Genomic DNA, 17,733 nt, shown 5'->3' with positions numbered 1-17,733 from the left:
TTTTCCAATAGATTTCTTATTCTTTGACGACTTTCCTAACTGCTTTGAGTTCTCCTGCCTCTATGCGAACAAAATACATTCCATGAGCTAACTTTTCCAAATTAACGATTTGACTGATAGAATTTTGTAGCTTAAAAATATCTATCTGTTCTATTTCTCTCCCCAATAAATCTACTAAAGTAATTTTCACCAATGCTGGCTTGATGAGTGCTATTTCTATGGTGATTTCTTTTTTTGTTGGGTTAGGATAAATACTCAAACTATTCTCTATCAAGTTATTATTTTCTGCCAAGATGATGGAAGGTCTGGCTTGTACGGTAGGAGAAAGTTCACTGACTATGCCTGAGCGCGTAACAGCCCTAATTCTGAAAGCATAGCTTGTGGCATTTTTCAAGTTGTAAACCACAAAGCTATTTGTATTGCTTGTGCCTACTAATCGCAAAGGCTGGTTGGTGGAAAACATATAAATTTCATAATAGGCAATATTAGATTCAGGATTAGCGTCCCAAGTGAGCCAAACTTTTTCGCTCCCTGCGTGTGCTTGTAAGCCTGTGGGAATATTAGGAATGATGGGTAAAATATTGAAAATTACTTGGGCAGGGATAGTAGCATATTGGATAGGGTCTGCTCCATTCCAAGTAAAGCCATCATTTCCATAATAATCCCTATTAGGAACATAATATAGAATATCAAGGTCTTGCCTTAAAATTTCTTGATGCGTATTTACAGGGGTTTTGTTCCAGTACAATATGCCTTTTTCAGGCAGAGAAAGTATTTTTATCTTTTCTAAGTTGTCATTTTCTATGTCTGCAAAAGCATTATTAAAGTCCACAGGTTTAAAGCTAATTTGTTGGTTCTCTATTCCTTGCTTTATGATATTACTTATCAAAGGTGGTTTGTTTACATAAATTATATTGATATTTACATTGGCACTGACATTGGCATATACCAAGCCATCAGAAGCGTTCCAAACAAAAACATCATTGCCAACAAAATCAGTATTAGGACTATAAGCAAGACGATGAAGGAAATTTTTAGGAATTTCTTGGTTGGTTGTTACAGGAGTATTATCAAAAAGTAAAGTGCCATTAGTTGGTAAAGAAAGAATAATAATTTTTGCCAACTCATTATTGTCAGCATCTGCGTAAGCATCAGTAAAATCTGTGATTGCAAAGTTTAAAGTGGTATTTTCATTTACATTTTTATTTACATCATATACCACAGGGGCTTGATTGCCAAGCAGAATAGTCAAATTGACTTGTGCAGGTGTGGTAGCATATACGTACCCATCAAAAGCGTTCCAAGAAAAGGCATCATTTCCAAAATAATCATAAAGAGGTCGGTAAGTGAGTTTGCTCAAATCTAAGCGATTGATTTGTTGGTTGAGCGTAACTAAAATATTATCAAGGAATAATTCTCCTTTAGAAGGTAATTCTGTAATTTTTATTTTTACCAAATCGTTATTGTCTGCATCGGTGTAGGCAGTAGTAAAGTCTGAAATGGAAAAATTAAGGATTTGATTTTTTGAGGTTACTTTTGAAAAACTGCTAATCACAGGTGCGGAGTTTCCCGAGCTTACGTTGATAATCACTTGGGCAGTCATAGTAGAATAGTCCGTACCATCAGAAGCTCGCCAGAGAAAGCCGTCATTCCCTACAAAAGTTATATTCGGCGTATATCTCAATAAGTTGATGTCAGCTCTATTAATTTCTTGATTTACTGCTACAGGCAGGTTGTCCCAAGTCAAACTACCGTTAGCGGGCAAAGATACAATTCTGATTTTTGCCAATTCATCATTTTCTATATCACTATACACACCTATAAAATCACTTGGAAAGAAATTAATGGAGAAAATATTTGCAACATTCCTTGTAAAACTACTGATAATAGGAGAGTCATTGACAGAATTGACAGTTAAAATAAAATTGATAGATTGACTGATTCGCCCATCGCTAACGGTAATACTAATAACCGTTCCTCCAAACTGATTCAATCCTGGTGTAATCACTAAGTTTCGGGTTGCTCCTGTACCTCCTATGGCAATATTCGCATTTGGTACTAAGGAAGTATTAGAAGATGTAACGGTTAATGTCAGACTACTTACCAAATTATCGGGGTCGCCGATAGTAAAGTTGATAGGAGAGGTGGGTGTATCTTCGTTAGTAACTTGATTGGCAATAGAGGTAATAGTAGGTCTTGCATTGACCTTGATGCTGGCATTGGCAGTATTGATGCTGAATGCAGTGCTTCCACCATAGCTTGTAGGTAAGGAAATATCTGCTGTACCTCCTGCTATTCCTGTAGTCCTGTCCCATGCCCTAAAAGTAAAGTTAGCAGTACCATAAAAATCTGGATTGGGGACAGATCGGATTCTGGCATCAGTGGGAAGCAGTAAGGCAATAGCAGACGAGGGAGTGCCAAAGTTTGTCCAAGTGATGCCATTATCCAGCGAATATTGCCAAGTGCCATTAGTTTGGTCAGCATCAATAACAGCAATGCCTTCTTGTGCATTAGCGTCTATATCGGTAATTCTATCTCCTCCTGCTGAGGCAATTATCTGACTTACTGTATTACCCGCAGGGTTAGTAGCATCTTCGTCTATCATACCAAGTGTAAAAACACCAGTATTGTCTAATACAGGTGCGTGGTTAATAGTGCTAAAATTCCAAGTAGTGGCATCGCTAATGCCAGCAAAAGCATTGGCAGGGGTAGCAAAGTCAAGGATAGCCCCTGCATCTATTAAAATATGATAGTTAGTGTTGCCCTCCAAATCTGCGGTGGGATTGATAGTTACCGTATTGCCGCTAAAAGTTACTGTCCCTGTACCTCCACCTGTAATAGGAATAACCACAGGACTTGTTCCTCCCGTGATAGTAATATTTCCTACGCCAGCCTTTACTTGTTTATTGAATTGTATCTGTAAATTGGTATTCAAAGGTACGCTAACACTATTGTCTGATGGAAATAAGGAAGTAAAATTTACGGGGCTAACATCACAAGAATTGGAAATATTAATAGAAGTACTATAGATACATGTATTTTCTGTAACTCTAAATCCCACATTTCCAGAGATATTAGTTGTAATAAAGGGTGTAGTTTCTCCATTAGGGAACCAGGTCAGAGTAGTACTCGATGGAGTAAATCGCAATCCTTCGTTGGTTACTGACCAGTAGGTATCGTTTCGTCCTGGAATAACTACGCCCCTTTTCCCGCCGCTACTTTCCAACCCCATAATCATAGAGGCAAAGGTACTTACTTGAATATTGATAGAGTGAATCTCTACAACATTGGTAGTTTCGTACAAGATGACTTGGGCATTTACTCTATTTGGACTTGGGGGAGTAGCACTGTAATAAGGTACATTTAAAAACTCGACTACTAATTTTCTATTAGGAGCAGTTCCAAAAACTTGGTATTTCACTGTCCCTGCTGCTGAGGGGTCGAGGTCTGACCATGCAAAAGCAATAAAATTATTAGGGGTTAAAGTATTGGGAATTAGCCTTTTTACACTTGGGGCAAAATCATGGTCAAAGCCATCAAAACCAATAAATCCATTGGAGTTGATATAAAACTCGCTGTAAGTGTTCCCATAAAAATTAAAATTAAATCCAATAGGAAACTTTTTGAAATCATCATCTCCCAAAGCTACTAAGTTAGCACTTGCCATATTTTCGGTAGCAAGTGGGATATTTTGAACATAGTAAGTATCGACGGGGAAGTTTTGAGCAGAAAGTATAACCGTATTGCAGTAGGTAGCAGAAGGGTTTGCTGCGATAGACAAAGGAAGTGTATTTGTGTTTCTTTGGACTTTTAAACTCATTACATCATTATCTTTGACCTCATCAGAAGGCAGATTGACTGATGCTCTGAGCGTATTTTCTCCAAAAGAAGTAAAATTAGCAGAAGTAGTAAAGGTATAATCTATTTCTCCATTGATGCCTAAATCATTCGCTAAGGTGAGTGTTTCTGTAACAGGAACTTCTGTGTTGATTTGAAAAGAAAGAGGTATGGGAGTACCCGCAACAATGGGATTAAGCCCCGAATTTCGTATTCTAACGGTTACTGTATTATTGGTTTGACAGATATTATTAGTTGGGGCGAGAATACTCATCAGCCTAAGGTCTGTACCTGCACCTACTCCAGAGGGAATAATGCGTGCTGTGGCATAGCCTCTTTCACTAACTACACCGGTATTGGTTCTTGCTCTTACCGTGTGGAAATACCAACCTCCATTTACTAAACCCGTAGAAGTAAAAGTAGTCGTAGGTGCGGCTACCGTGCCTACCAACTGCCATTTCCCTTCTCCAGAGAAATTATCAAACTGTCTGATTTTATAAATATCGTAGAAATCAGCCCCACTCACAGGAAGCCAGTCTAACTGTATCTGATTATTTTGCGGAGTGGCAGTAATCATCGTAGTAGAAATTCCTCTTGGTACGCCCATAATAGTAAAAGCCAAGTCAGATTCATCGGAAGTGGTGCCACCTGACATTTTTGTTCCGCTAATTCTAATTTTTGCTTGGTCGGTGATAATATTAGGCGTGAGCCAAGTGTAGCGTAGAAGTCTATTGTCTGGAATAGTTACATTGGCAATGGTATTCCAACTACTACCGTCGTAAAACTCAATGGTGTAATCTCCACCTGCTATACCTTCTGCGTCCCATTGAATTACCTCATTCACACTTGGCTTCAACTTTTCGCCACCCGCAGGATAAGTAACTTCTATATACTCAGGCTCTACCAGCCACGCCAAAGCAAACTCTTGGCTACCTCCCGCAGGGAAGTTGATATTTGTGCCGCTTACTTGAATAGTGTAAGTTCCTGCGTCAGGGTCTTCTATCGTTACTTGTTCGATATTGTTCAGGTTATCTATTCCTCTGACAGCCACAGAAGCAGGAGCAGAAGGATTTAAGACCCAAGGCAAATAAGTCGTAGTACTTGGGTCGTGTTGTATTTGTAAGTCCAGATTATTAATCAAGGCAGGTATAGTAGCTGGCATGGCAGGTGGGTCTGTCCAGCAAAGCATTACTTTTAGTCTTTTGGTATTGGCAGGAACGTTGATTTGAGCAGAGTAGGTTTTGGTATTACCATGAGATACATTATCAACAAGGTAATTTCCTTCGTTCAATATTTTTAAAGACTTTAAGGCATTGAGCCGACCAAAACCAAACTGATAATCAGGATAAGGATTTCCCAAATCCGTAGCACCGTTGCATACCAAGGCTTTGATTAAGGAAGCTCGCGGATTGGTATTGGCATTAAGTTCTTTGTAACGCTGAAAAAGTAAGGCAGACACTCCTGAAACTGTAGGGCAGGAATGTGATGTCCCTGTCCATGAGTCTGTGCCTTCATAGGAAGAGTGAGGGTGTGGAGCATCAACGGCTCTGCCTAAAGAAACTACATGAGGAGAAAGGCTACCATCTTGGTTTGGTCCCCAGCTTGAGGCAATAGAAAAAGCAAAAAAGGATAATATGTTTACATTATCTCTCTCCAATGCTCCTACGTGAATAGAATTTTTTGAGGATTGTACCGTAGAGCGATAACCTCCATTGGGCGGAAAAGTGCCTGCACAATTGAGGCGAGAGTTGCCTGCGGCAAAATGATGCGTCAAATAAGGATAAACATAAGCAAGTTGGTCAATACTACGGCTCGTTACGGTATAAGGCATACCCGTATTGCAGTTAGGTGAACTTCCATAAGAGTTTTGTGTAATGACTATTTGGTAGTCATCTATTGCCCTTAGCATCTCGAAGGGAATATAATTCTCAAAAGGAGGAGGATTAGTAATATCATACACAAAAATACTTGCTTCGGTAGCTACTCCACGCATAGCAGGGTCTCTGGTACCTGCTCCTGCCATGTTCCCTACTACGTGAGTAGCGTGAGAACCTAATACATTGCCTAAGTTAGTTGGTTGAACTTGGGTAACTCTATCGATAAAATCTATGTGCGGTCCTGCAAACCCACCGTCCCAAACGCCAATGTTCACATTCTTTCCCGTCAGTCCATAGACATTTTCCAAAGGGTCGACTCTATAATGCTCTCTGATTATATTTCCAAGCGTCATGAGTTGTTCTGGGTTTTTCTCTGCCCAAAGTATGTAGGGCTTATTGGCTATTTTTAGTATCTGAGCAGGAGCAAGCCTTGCAATGACTGTATTTAGTTGTTCCTGATAAATAAAATCACTAATGCCTATTTCGGAAAATGCTTGTCTAATTACTTCTTGGGGGATTTGAGTGCTTACAAGAAAGCTAACTTCAATAGGTTGTGGACGTGTTTCACTCAATAAAGTCTTTTCTATTTTATCTTTTATCTCAAATTTTTGGATAGTCTTGATACCTATATTTTTTAGACTTGCTGTATTGATGAAGAAGGGAATTTTGGCTAAATAGGTATTTTTTTTAATAAATTGGAGAAGGGCTATGCCTTGTTTCTGCAAAGATGCGACGCTCTGCTGAGTAGGGGTTTGGGCAAATTCTACAAGTAAGTAATAATAAGAATTGTATAAAGCATCGCTTAACTTTTCTTTATGGTTGAAAAAACTATCCAAGAAATCCTCTGCTCCTAAGCGCATGGATAAGTTGGGATTTATTTTTTGATTATGCTGGTTATCAATTATCTGTGCTTTTGAATCAAATGAATGTAATAATAAAAGAATGCTTACTTCAAAAGCTACTAATATGAAAAACGATAAATATCTATTTTGCATATACTTTCTTTTATTAAGGGTAAGGGGATTTATTGGTTATGTACGTAAAGAAGTTGAAATTAAGTTGCAAAAGATATGAAAAATTTTATCTTATCTCGTTTTATATCTGTTAGTTAGTATTATTATAACTTACGATTGTTTTGTACTTTCCTGTAAGGTTACAGTCATCAATATCTAACCTGATAGCACCTGTACCTTGGTGAGTAAAGTGCTGCTTGCGCCAGCTACCATCTTTTTTTTCTAAAAAAAGAGTAATATCAACTTTGCCTCCCGTAGGGGAATACACCCAGCCTGTTTCAAAAATTATACCTTCTTCTCTACATTTTGGATTAGGAATGGTACGTGTAATTTTAAACTCTGGAGGTTTGTTGTGAACGGTTTGATGATGTTTCTCTATGACTTGCTGCTCAGTAGGAAATTTGCAGTTCTCATCGTCGGCATAGCACACATAAGCATAATAATTGCCTGTATATCTGCAGTCTGATAGATTTAGCTGTATCACTGCTGTTCCTTGATGTTCAAAATGATGCTTTTGAAAAGAGCCGTCTTTACGCTGTAAAAACAACATCACTTCTACCCAAGCATTAGATTTAGGAACTCTCAAATAACCTTTTTCAAAAGTTACCCCACTTGCCGCTCCACAAGAGGCATGAGTATAAGTAGAGAAGTGAGTTATTCTAAACTTAGGTTCGTCCTGAGCCTTGACAAGGCTCCATATCAGGCAAAATATTCCTATCAAAACTCTTCTTTTCATTCCATAAATCAATAATACTTATGTATCTTGCAAATTTAGGAAAGTAAATGAATAATATTATCTTATATAATAACAAATACTATGCACACCATTCAAAAAATCTCAAAAACTACGAATCGTTATCAAATTTTCTGAAATAAGTCCAGCTACGGAAGCTACTTGCAAAAAATCACTTTGGAGTGCTAACGCCTGAGGGTGTGTATTAGTTACTACTATCTTTTCAATCAAATTACTCATTTGTAGCTTTTTAACTGCTTCATTTGGGAATATGCCATGAGTAGCAAGTACATAAATTTGTGCTGCGCCTGCTTCTTTGTAAGCCTTTGCTGCTTGCAAAAGCGAACCTCCTGTACGAATCATGTCGTCATAAATGATTACAGTTTTTCCTTTCACATCTGCATTTACGCCTGTAACTCTGGTATTGCTACCGCTCATACGCCTTTTATACACGAAAGCCGCCTCTACGCCTATGTCATTTGCCAAAGATTCTACCCACTTTGCCCTACCTGCATCTGTAGAGGCAAGCACAAAATTTTTCCCTGCCAAATGAGTGGCTATCGTAGAAATGATGGGTTTGGCATAGAGATGAATCGCTCTAATACCCCCTTCCAAGTAGTGAGGTATGCCCTCTGAGTGTAAATCAATGAAGATAACTCTATTCCCAAAATAGGCTTGTGGAATAGCAGAAAGCAGGCGAGCGCGCGTTTTGGCGGTAACTATTTCTCCTTTTTTGACTGCTCGCTCCATAGTGGAATAACCATAAAAAGGAATGATGATGTTTAGTTTCCTTGCTCCCCCTTCTACCAATCCACAAGCTATATCATACAATTCTAAGGTATCCTTGTCTGAGATAGTGCCTCCAATCAAGGCAACCTCCTTGTATTCTACCTCAGACAAAATTCTGTAATAATGCTCTCCATCGGGGAAAGTTTGTATTTCTATATTACCTTCCTCAAAATGACTACTTTGCAAAATTTCCTCTTTTAAGTAGCTGTAATTTTGTGTGGAAAAAATGATGGTCTTGTCATTTACTTGCATAGGTAATTTATAGGATTAGTATATGTTGCTCTTAATTTGCGAAGATTAAAAAAAATTCAATAAGGCATCGCAGAAAATTACTTAAAAATATACATTCCTTTGTCATTAACAGTGATTTTAGGTAGCTTTTTGTTTTTCTCAAAATAAAGATACCCTGTTTGTAAGTTTTCCCAAAGCGTGAGTTTTTCTGTATCTCCCTGATATTCTTTTTTTAAACTTGCAAAACTCTGCTCGTCTAAGTGAGAAGGGAAAATATGCACAGGAATTTCTTTCTGTCCTGCGCCGTGTGCCTGAATCATAAGCCAATATACTTCTTTGATATTCTCGTCTTGGATAGAAATGCAACCAATGGAAACACAAGAACCATGAATGCAAATATCGCCGCCTAACTTACGCTTGTGCGGACTCAAGATTCTGTCAGAAGCATTGGGGTAATTAATTCTTACGGAGAGATAAAAATTGCTTTGAGGGTTGTAACAGTCCACGTGGTAAAAGCCTTCAGGGACTTGCAAGTCGCCTTACTTTCTTTTAGGACCTAAACTGCCAGAGGCATAGCAAATATCATAGGTTTTTACTAAAACAAACTTTCCTGTTTTATCATCTTTTGCCCACATCTCAAATAAGTTTTCCTTTTTAAAGGCTCTGAAAAACAATTCTTTAGGAGGATACGACAAGCCTTTTTCTGTGAAAAGCCGTTGCATGAGTACATCTTTTGCCTTCTGAGCTTCTTTTACTCTGGTTTGGGCAAGTTGGTTACTTAAAAATTGGGCATTCATAGGATAAGCTGATAGTAATATCAATGAGGAGAAAAGTAGTACGGTTCTGAAAGGATTAGATAAATACTGCATATCAATTCGAGTATTTTATAGATATTAATACGTATTGTTCTTGTCCTAAGACTATGTTTAGGCAAGGTTGCCCGCATAAAGTTAATTTGCTTCTTATTTTAAGTCGCAGCTATCGATTAAGAAGCAACGAGCATCCTTCTTTGGGGAACTATTCTAATTATTAAAATTTGATGAGGCTTTTTGTATTTCTATTTTAAATTTTTACCGAGTAACATAGAGGTCTTGCAAGTATTTTAAGAACAAGCAATAGATTTATTAGACAAGCCAATCATAGGCTTCTGTATCGTTTAAAAAGCTTTCTGTATCAAATGAAGCATGTTTTTTAATAGCTTCTATCAATTTATTAGTACTAAGTATAGCAAATAAGCCATCAGGCATGACTATCGCCAATTGATGCAATCCTACTTTGACAGCTTGCCTCTGCCATACTTCCTCCATCCATTGTTGGTCTTGGGGAGAAAGCATCACTAAGTTGCGAAAATCAATCAACATTTTGCAACTGTTGAATCTTACTAAGGCTGATAAGGCTCTCTCAGCATTGGTTTGATAGCACTGATTTTTAGTTAGCCCTTTCATCACTAAGTAGATGATGTTGCCTTCTTTTACATGATACGTTTCTGCACAAATGTCTTTGAAAATAGGGGTAAGACTTTTGTTTGTTGATAGTTTATGTAGTGTTTCTTCCGTCATCATTTGCTTAAAATTACATAATCAAAATTATGTGTATTTTTTCACTTAACCAAGTTTTTTTTGCATTTTTTAAAGTTTAACGTGAAAAATGAGTAAAAGTTACTAAAATTTAAAAAATTTTGAACTGAAAGCAAATGTGCAGAAAGACATATCTTTGGTTTAATCCTCTGATAGTAACCACTTCTCTGCATCTTCCTGATTATCAAATAAACGAAGGTCAAAACCTTCAGGAAACTGCTGGCTATTATCCTGCATAAACTCGGCGGATAGTCTGGCATATAAGTCTGGAGAGTAAATATGGGCAAACTTCTTTAAGCCCCTCACGATGACGGCAGGCATCCATTCGGTGGCTAACCATTCATTTGCTTCGTCCCAAACGCCTTCCAGTTGTCTATTATCATTCATCAGCTTAGAGGTAGAGTGCGAGGCAATTTCATCAAGAAACAGGAGTGCTCCTTGCTTTACTTGTTCAACGGACAGATAAGAGCCAAACCATGCGGCATAAAATATACCTTTGTCTTGTAAATATTCTAAGGTAAAGAAAACTTTACCCTCTTGGTCTTTTAGTTCATTTTTCATTCTTGAAAATAGTTTTAGTTGGACACTGAGCTTGAGAATTTCCTCTCATACACAAAGATAAAAAAATGACAGATTTATTAAAGTAATTGCTGACATTTATAAATTTTTTTAGAAAACTTACAGATGTCAGCAATTAGATTTTATTGATATTACCTTGCAGACCTTGCGTCTATGACCTTACCAAAAAATAAAGTATTCATAAATAGTTTTGTTCCACCGAACCAGAATGCCCTGAAATTTAGGTCGTTATCTATGGAAATTACTCTCCCTCTACCCAAGGCATTGACATTGATGGCGGCAACATTTCGCATCATCTCAGCATTTGCCTTAGAAATATATCCGCTCTGCAATGGGTTAGCGGTGTATTGGGCGGGAGTGCTGTAAGGGTTTGAGTTTCTTTGCATATACACACTATTTGCCTTGAAAAAGCTCAAATTTGACGTATTATAACCATACAAAAGTGGGTGGGTCAAATCTACTTTGGCTTGGAAGATACTACCGCCCATTTCCTGCGCCCCCAAATTATTTTCTAAATCTGCATAACTTGCTACTTTCAGGCTGTCTGCCTTGCTTTTCTTTAAGTTGATGTTTACTAAACCATTTGCTCCCCACTCAATAGCCGTTTCAAAAAGCACCAATGAACCACCATTTTGCACCCAATTTTTGATTTTATCTTTATTTACACTTCCATAGCTCCCGCTTACCATGATTAAAGTATTGTACTTATCAATGTTAGCCCCATTGAAATTATTGACATCTATCATGGTAATAGGCAAGCCAAAACGCTGGTCGGCTAAGTGCCAAATTTCACCTGCATCGCTTGCGGCTACGCCTGCACCTACCAGCATAGCAACTTTGGGGGCTTCCAAAATAGAAAAGCTATTGCTCCCTAAATCTATGCCGTCAGATACTAAGCCTGTTTTTACTGCATAGGCTTTGATTCCATTAGTTTTTGCTTGATTTTCAATTAACTGATAAATTTCATCTTCACTTTTTGCTTGATTTTTTGCGGGAATCATGATAGTTCCATAGTCAAATTTCATATTTCCATTTGCCGTAACAATCTCGAAGGGGTCAGTAGCTACTTTGGCAATAAGCCCACTATTTAGCACGGCATAGAGCATCTTAGGGGCATAATACTCGTCCCACTCAAAGAGGTAAGCATATTCACTTCTGCCCCCTACTACCTCGCCCATAGGGAAAATAGCTTGAGAAAGTTTATTGCCTAAAATAGTATTATTCAAAGATTTGAGTTCGGCATAAGGCAGATTAAAAGCCAAAGGCATAGTCCAAGCAGAAACATCGTAAAACAAGCTATCCTTGAATTTGAGTTCTTTTTGGAAAATAGTGGTTATTAGTCTATACTGAGGCTGGTTAGTAGGAATAATGAAAGCCGAGCCACTCTCAAACTCTTGGTTATCTACGGTAATTTTGCCTTTCAACTCGTAAATTTCTATTTGATGACGTTCTAACATTTCTAAGAAATGATAGGTTTTTGCCCTGTCGTTTCTGTCCCCTACAATGTATCCTTTAATTGGAGAAGCATTGGCTTGCTGGACTGCCGTTTGGAAAGATTCTCTTTGATAATTAAGCAGTTCCTTACGGAGGTTTTTTGCCGCTTCCAAAGTAGAAAGTGAGGTAGTAAACTGATTGCGAATGGTAAAAGGGAAGGTAAGCACGCCATGGATAGTTTCTTGAGCGTGTCCGCGAGAACTTCCCTGCTCGAATAGGATACCTACTGCCCCTTGAATATCGGGATAAGTAGAACCTTTGCCGTAATAAAAATCGTCAAAACCCTCTTTGGTGTAGTAGAGCGAGCCTATCCTGTCTAAAAATGCCGCGTGAAACTTGCCAATTTTCCCTGTCAATTCTTGATTTTTAGCAGGAGTAAGTGGATTGGTGCGAGAGGGAACACCGGGCTGGAAAAAGAAGGTAGAGTTAGACCCCATTTCATGGTGGTCAGTCAGTACATTGGGTTTCCATTCGTGAAATTTTTTCAGACGGTTTTGACTTTCAAGGTGTTGAGCGGGTAGCCAATCTCGGTTCAAGTCAAACCAATAGTGGTTAAACCTGCCTCCGGGCCACACTTCGCTGAACTCTCTACTTTGAGGGTCAGTTACTAAGTGCTTGCTTTTGTGCATATTTGCCCAGTGAGCGAAGCGATTTAGCCCATCAGGGTTGAACGAAGGGTCGAGTAAAATAATCGTATTTTCTAAGGCTTCTTCTATCTGCCGGCCTTGAGCCGCTGCCAAGTAGTAAGCATACAAAAGAGCTGCATTAGAGCCACTTGGTTCGTTACCGTGTATGCTGTAACCTTGCCAAATTACTACGGGCATATTGTCTATGTTCAGACTGGCAGATTTGGCAGGGTTGCAGAGGTCTAAGTGTTGCTGGCGAATCTGCTCTAAGTTTGCATGATTTTTCGGAGAAGTAATCGTAAGCAGTAATTGGGGGCGGTCTTCATAGGTTTTGCCTGTCTGTTCTATCTTGATGCGGTCAGAGGATTTTGCCAACTCTCTCATGTAATACACTAATTTATCATGAGTTATGTGCCACTGCCCTACTTTATGCCCAATAACCGACTCAGGAGTGGGGATAGCAGGGTTATAAGTAATACTATCTGGTAAGTAATACTTAAGTTCCTGACTATAAGCTGTTATGCTCGTAAAGCAAAAAACGATAAGTATAAAGGTAATTTTCTTCCTCATATTCTAAATAAGATTAAAATGGTAATACTTTATTTTGATTTAAAATTACCAAATAAGAAAAGAAGTTGTTAGTTTTACTCTAAAATTTGACAAGTAATCAGAAAAAATTATGCTTTTTGGCTTATTTGCGAAAAAAGAGGAAGAAGAATTTGAGATTATTCGCACTGCAAAAATCTATACCGAGCATGGAGTAATGCACGTGCAACTTTTTGAAGAAGATGCCCCTAAAACAGTAGATAACTTTTGCAGGTTAGCAGATTTGGGATTTTACAAAAATATGATTTTCCATCGGGTAATAGCAGGGACTTTGGTGCAGACGGGTTGTCCAAAAGGCGATGGCACAGGAAGTGCAGGTTACACTATTAAGTGCGAGCTGGGAGGCGAGTTGCAAAAACACGATAGAGGTGTGCTTTCTATGGCAAACTGCGGACGCGATACAGGCAGTTCGCAATTTTTTATCTGCTTAGACCGCAATAATACAGAGGCTTTTGATGGCAATCATACTTGTTTTGGAAAAGTAATAGAAGATGACTTTGAGTATTTGGATAAAATTAAAAGAGGCGACAAAATGAATCGCATAGAAATTTTAATCCACAAAGTTCCGAAAGGAGAAGCTAAGAAAGAGTAAAGGCACGCTAACGCTTGAAATAGATTTCTAAAAGTACTTTGACAAAATCAAGCCAAGAACTGTCGGCAAAATCGACAAAGACTACATTGGAGGCAGAACTTTCGTTGTGCATTTGGTCAAGAGCAGTAACTAAATAGCGATATTTGCCCCCATGCTTGACTGTTTTATCTACAAAAAACTCGCCTTGCTGTCGCCTAATGCCGACTATCTTGCTGGCATCTTCTAAGTTAATTGGCTCATCATGATTGAAACGATAAATAATATAGTAAACTGCCTCGTCGCCGTCTTTGGCTCTTTGAGGAACTTTCCATTGCAAAAAGACAGATTTGTATGATTTATGCAAAACTAAGTCTGTTGGAGGATTAGCGGCAATACTATCTTTCCAAGGCATAGGAGGCACTAAGGCAGGGTAGCGATAAAAATTAGTTTTTAGAGAATCATGCAAGCTATTATTGAAAATAGATTTAGCACTAAAAAATACACTTCCTTTGATATTTTCACAGGCTCGGTTGAAACGAAGTTGCGAGGGCATTTCTGATAAGTTTTGCCAAAGAGTATCTGTTTTAGAACCAATCTTGTACGCTGCCATACCTATATAGAGATGTTTGCCAAAGCCATTTGCCGCCCACCAATCAACTAATTGTTGGTAGGGAGCATGCTTAAATTGGGAGTGGAAATATACCTGAGGTACTACGTAGTCTATCCAAGCATTTTTTAACCAATACCTTACATCTGCGTATAAGTGGTCATAACTTGTTGTGCCTGTGATAGTTTTTGAGCCTTGTTTTTCATCTCTTTCATTTCTCCACACTCCAAATGGACTTACACCAAATTTTACTTTGGGTTTAGTTTGTCTAATACTCTTAGCTACGGACTCTATGAGTAAATTAACATTATGCCTTCGCCAGTCTTGAATATTTTTAAAATCCTGTCCATACCTCTCAAAGTCTTTTTGGTCATCAAGAGGGGTATTGGCAATAGGATATGGATAGAAATAATCATCAAAATGCACACCATCAATAGGATACCGCTTGACTACATCAGTAATAATAGAGGTGATATATTCTCTGACTTGAGGTAGGGCAGGATTAAAATATTTGGTTTTACCATATTGAATAAACCATTCAGGTCGGCGGTTAGTGATATGCTCAGGGTGAACTTCAGAGGAGCGAGCCGTATCAAAAACTGCACGATAGGGATTGAACCAAGCATGAAACTCCATACCGTTTTTGTGGGCTTCTTCTATCATGTATGCCAAAGGGTCATAAAAAGGGCGAGGCTCGTTCCCTTGCTTTCCACTAAGCCACTCCGACCAAAGCTCTCTGTCGCTATAATAAAAGGCATCAGTTGCTGGACGCACCTGCACAAATACAGCATTGATACCCACCTGCCTATGTTTTTGGATTAAGGCTCTAAATTCGTCCTGTTGCTCAAAAGGGTGTAAGTTTTTTCTTGATGGATAATCAATATTGGCAACTGTAGCTATCCATACAGCTCTTAATTCTCTTTTGGGAGGGATAGATTGAGCAAAAGAAAAACTAATTATGGAGAAAAAGATAAAAAAGATAATTAGGGTTTTCATATTGAAGGTACTCATCATGCTAAACCCAAAATTAAAACAAGGAGAATAAAAAATATCAATGTGAGGAGAAATTATTATTTGGATAGACCAAACCTATCACTTAAATAAAGCAATATGCTGTCTGAGGATAATAGAATCGTCTAAATCGTCTATGTTTCGGACTTTCTGAGAAAGTTCTTCTAATTCATTGAGAACCTTTGCTTCCATATCCTCTGCATTGTTGGAAAAAGACTGGTCTATCATTTTGGTAGTATTTTTATACTGCAAATCTTTTAGATTTTGTGCTACAGCTTGCAGTTTTCTGCGACTTTGCTGCTGGAGTTTGATTTTTTCTAATTCTTTGTCTATTCTTCTATAAAAAGTAATGCGTTGCTCTACTAAAATCAGATTTTCTTTTGCTGCTTCTATCAAGTTTTTACCAAACTCTATTCCTTCTTCATCAAGTTCAGGCAGGTAGTCATTTTCCAAGATATAACTTGTAGAGTAATCTATATTTTTAAACTCATAAATGATTTTAGCATTACTTTTAGAAACATCAAAAGCGTCCCGCACTCTATAAATAGACCTATAAGCCTCAATCATGTTTTTCTCAAAATCTTTCTTGAGTACTAAATCTTCCTGTAACCGCCTGATATTCGCATACATTACTTGCTCAATTCGGTCTGCTGTTTGGCTTGCTTCTTCCAAAGTAGCATACGTAGAGCTATTGATTTGGAAAGAAGTAGAACGTTCGTGATAGGCTTTTTGTAGCTTTTCTAAAAACTCGCCAAATTCTCCCTCAGGAAAGTAGGCACTTTTGATTTCATATTTTTTACCTCCCACAGTACTAATAGTACACTTAGCCTCCGCATCATAATCTTTGACTTTTTTTTCATCTATCAGCACAGTAGTAGATTCACTATTAGATTGATTTTTAGTATGATAACGATTTTCTTTTTCTATCAAAGAAACGCGTTTGATGTCTGAAAGATAAATTCGCTGAGGATGCTCCTCCAAACCTGTCCGCAACTCTAAGTATTCAGTAGTGAGTAAAATAGATTTGAGTTGTCCTTTCCAAAACTCAGCTACTAAGGGTAAAAGCAAAGCCAATGCACTAACGATAAAGGCAAATTTGAAAAAGAAGCCACCAAACCAAATGCTCAGCCAAGCAAGGATAAAGCCTCCTATAAACTTGCCCATGAAACTCTTGTGCATCGGTATAGTTTCATCTAATTGGTATAAAGTTTCGGGAAATTTCAATGTCAAAGCATTATTTAGGTTTATGATTCTTACAAAAGCAATTTAAGAATTAATTTGCAAATATCTTAGTTTTAAAAGTTAAAATATTTTAATTTATTTTGACTTTAAATTAGTGGATTGTTTTACAAATTTGCCGACTGGATTTCCTTTTTAAACCCAATTTTCTCGACAAAAGTTGCAAAAAAAAACTATTTAAAATTTTGAAAATATGCGCATTTTTGGCTTAATCGGAAAGAAACTTACTCATTCTTTCTCAAAAAAGTACTTTACAGAAAAGTTTGAAAGAGAGCAGATTAAACAAGTAGTGTATGAACTTTTTGAAATCCCAAGTATTGATGATTTCCCTCAATTAATTGAGAATCAAGAAAATTTAAAAGGCTTAAATGTTACGATTCCTTACAAATTAGAAGTATTACCTTTTCTGCATGAAATAGACCCTGCCGCAGAGCGCGTAGGAGCAGTCAATGTCATTAAGATTCAAGAAAATAAAAAATTAAAAGGCTATAACTCAGATTATTACGGGTTTAAAATTTCCTTAGAAAAATTTTTAGCAGGAAATACAGAGGTCAAAGCCCTCATTTTGGGGACGGGAGGAGCCTCAAAAGCCGTCAAAGTGGTTTTAGAAGATTTGAACATTCCTTACAGGTATGTGTCAAGAAATTCAGAAAAACCTGATATTTTGACTTACAATCAGTTAAATGAAGATTTTTTCTCATCTCATCAACTCATTATCAACACTACTCCCTTAGGAATGTATCCTCTTATAGAAACTTGCCCAGAGATTCCTTATCACCTATTAGGTGAAAATCATTACCTCTACGACTTAGTGTATAATCCTGAAAATACGCTATTTATGCAAAAAGGAGCAGAAAATGGGGCGAATGTTAAAAATGGCTTGGAGATGCTTTACCTCCAAGCCGAGAAATCATGGGAAATTTGGAATGAATAATTGGAAATA

General features: G+C 37.8%; 12 protein-coding genes. 2 read left to right on the top strand and 10 right to left on the bottom strand.

All coding sequences use genetic code 11. The features are described from left to right. Positions 1 to 16: 16 nt before the first annotated feature. The 8 genes from BM141_RS15785 to BM141_RS15750 all read right to left on the bottom strand — a co-directional run bounded on the left by BM141_RS15785 (position 17) and on the right by BM141_RS15750 (position 13,326). Positions 17 to 6,709: a S8 family serine peptidase gene (locus BM141_RS15785; protein ID WP_091548392.1), complete on the bottom strand. Its 6,693-nt coding sequence runs from the start codon at positions 6,707 to 6,709 to the stop codon at positions 17 to 19. 109 nt (positions 6,710 to 6,818) lie between these two features. Further along, complete coding sequence (locus BM141_RS15780) at positions 6,819 to 7,463, bottom strand: hypothetical protein (protein ID WP_091548390.1); 645 nt, start codon at positions 7,461 to 7,463, stop codon at positions 6,819 to 6,821. Positions 7,464 to 7,565: 102 nt separating this feature from the next. Further along, positions 7,566 to 8,501 carry a ribose-phosphate diphosphokinase gene (locus BM141_RS15775; protein WP_091548388.1) on the bottom strand — a complete coding sequence of 312 codons (936 nt, stop codon included), beginning with the start codon at positions 8,499 to 8,501 and terminating at the stop codon, positions 7,566 to 7,568. A gap of 77 nt (positions 8,502 to 8,578) precedes the next feature. Continuing rightward, the gene (locus tag BM141_RS15770; RefSeq protein WP_091548386.1) at positions 8,579 to 9,013 is read right to left on the bottom strand and encodes a L,D-transpeptidase family protein; all 435 of its coding nucleotides are present in this window, start codon (positions 9,011 to 9,013) and stop codon (positions 8,579 to 8,581) included. Between the two features lie 6 nt (positions 9,014 to 9,019). Beyond that, positions 9,020 to 9,349, bottom strand: coding sequence for a hypothetical protein (locus BM141_RS15765; protein WP_143090953.1), 330 nt, complete (start codon positions 9,347 to 9,349; stop codon positions 9,020 to 9,022). A gap of 255 nt (positions 9,350 to 9,604) precedes the next feature. Next, a complete protein-coding gene (locus BM141_RS15760; protein WP_143090952.1) occupies positions 9,605 to 10,042 on the bottom strand; it encodes a hypothetical protein in 438 nt (145 codons plus the stop codon). Positions 10,043 to 10,198: 156 nt separating this feature from the next. Continuing rightward, entirely contained in the window at positions 10,199 to 10,618 is a 420-nt protein-coding gene (locus BM141_RS15755) for a hypothetical protein (RefSeq protein WP_091548380.1), read from the bottom strand. A gap of 149 nt (positions 10,619 to 10,767) precedes the next feature. Beyond that, positions 10,768 to 13,326: a M14 family metallopeptidase gene (locus BM141_RS15750; protein ID WP_091548378.1), complete on the bottom strand. Its 2,559-nt coding sequence runs from the start codon at positions 13,324 to 13,326 to the stop codon at positions 10,768 to 10,770. A gap of 109 nt (positions 13,327 to 13,435) precedes the next feature. On the opposite strand from BM141_RS15750, the gene BM141_RS15745 reads away from it, so the two are divergent. Then, a complete protein-coding gene (locus BM141_RS15745; RefSeq protein WP_317039471.1) occupies positions 13,436 to 13,954 on the top strand; it encodes a peptidylprolyl isomerase in 519 nt (172 codons plus the stop codon). Between the two features lie 7 nt (positions 13,955 to 13,961). On the opposite strand, the gene BM141_RS15740 is transcribed toward BM141_RS15745, so the two are convergent. Together BM141_RS15740 and BM141_RS15735 are read right to left on the bottom strand one after the other, a co-directional pair. After that, positions 13,962 to 15,554 (bottom strand): glycoside hydrolase family 10-like protein, encoded by a 1,593-nt coding sequence (locus BM141_RS15740; protein WP_245764076.1) that lies wholly within the window; start codon positions 15,552 to 15,554, stop codon positions 13,962 to 13,964. Between the two features lie 78 nt (positions 15,555 to 15,632). Next, the gene (locus tag BM141_RS15735) at positions 15,633 to 16,781 is read right to left on the bottom strand and encodes a hypothetical protein (protein WP_143090951.1); all 1,149 of its coding nucleotides are present in this window, start codon (positions 16,779 to 16,781) and stop codon (positions 15,633 to 15,635) included. Between the two features lie 202 nt (positions 16,782 to 16,983). Here BM141_RS15735 and BM141_RS15730 point away from each other — a divergent pair, with 202 nt between their 5' ends. Further along, on the top strand, positions 16,984 to 17,724 hold the full coding sequence (locus BM141_RS15730; RefSeq protein WP_091548373.1) for a shikimate dehydrogenase family protein: 741 nt from the start codon (positions 16,984 to 16,986) through the stop codon (positions 17,722 to 17,724). Positions 17,725 to 17,733: the final 9 nt, after the last annotated feature.

This window comes from Thermoflexibacter ruber, assembly GCF_900113045.1.
GTDB lineage: Bacteria > Bacteroidota > Bacteroidia > Cytophagales > Thermoflexibacteraceae > Thermoflexibacter > Thermoflexibacter ruber.
The sequence above is the reverse complement of the archived record's forward strand: the minus strand, read 5'-3'. Positions and strand labels throughout refer to the sequence as shown.

What these genes read in the sequence shown, in the direction of transcription:
- BM141_RS15760 (WP_143090952.1), bottom strand. Translation starts at nt 10,042, where the DNA reads ATGATGACGGAAGAAACACTACATAAACTATCAACAAACAAAAGTCTT.
- BM141_RS15745 (WP_317039471.1), top strand. Translation starts at nt 13,436, where the DNA reads ATGCTTTTTGGCTTATTTGCGAAAAAAGAGGAAGAAGAATTTGAGATT.
- BM141_RS15780 (WP_091548390.1), bottom strand. Translation starts at nt 7,463, where the DNA reads ATGAAAAGAAGAGTTTTGATAGGAATATTTTGCCTGATATGGAGCCTT.
- BM141_RS15785 (WP_091548392.1), bottom strand. Translation starts at nt 6,709, where the DNA reads ATGCAAAATAGATATTTATCGTTTTTCATATTAGTAGCTTTTGAAGTA.
- BM141_RS15775 (WP_091548388.1), bottom strand. Translation starts at nt 8,501, where the DNA reads ATGCAAGTAAATGACAAGACCATCATTTTTTCCACACAAAATTACAGC.
- BM141_RS15765 (WP_143090953.1), bottom strand. Translation starts at nt 9,349, where the DNA reads ATGCAGTATTTATCTAATCCTTTCAGAACCGTACTACTTTTCTCCTCA.
- BM141_RS15750 (WP_091548378.1), bottom strand. Translation starts at nt 13,326, where the DNA reads ATGAGGAAGAAAATTACCTTTATACTTATCGTTTTTTGCTTTACGAGC.
- BM141_RS15740 (WP_245764076.1), bottom strand. Translation starts at nt 15,554, where the DNA reads ATGATGAGTACCTTCAATATGAAAACCCTAATTATCTTTTTTATCTTT.
- BM141_RS15755 (WP_091548380.1), bottom strand. Translation starts at nt 10,618, where the DNA reads ATGAAAAATGAACTAAAAGACCAAGAGGGTAAAGTTTTCTTTACCTTA.
- BM141_RS15730 (WP_091548373.1), top strand. Translation starts at nt 16,984, where the DNA reads ATGCGCATTTTTGGCTTAATCGGAAAGAAACTTACTCATTCTTTCTCA.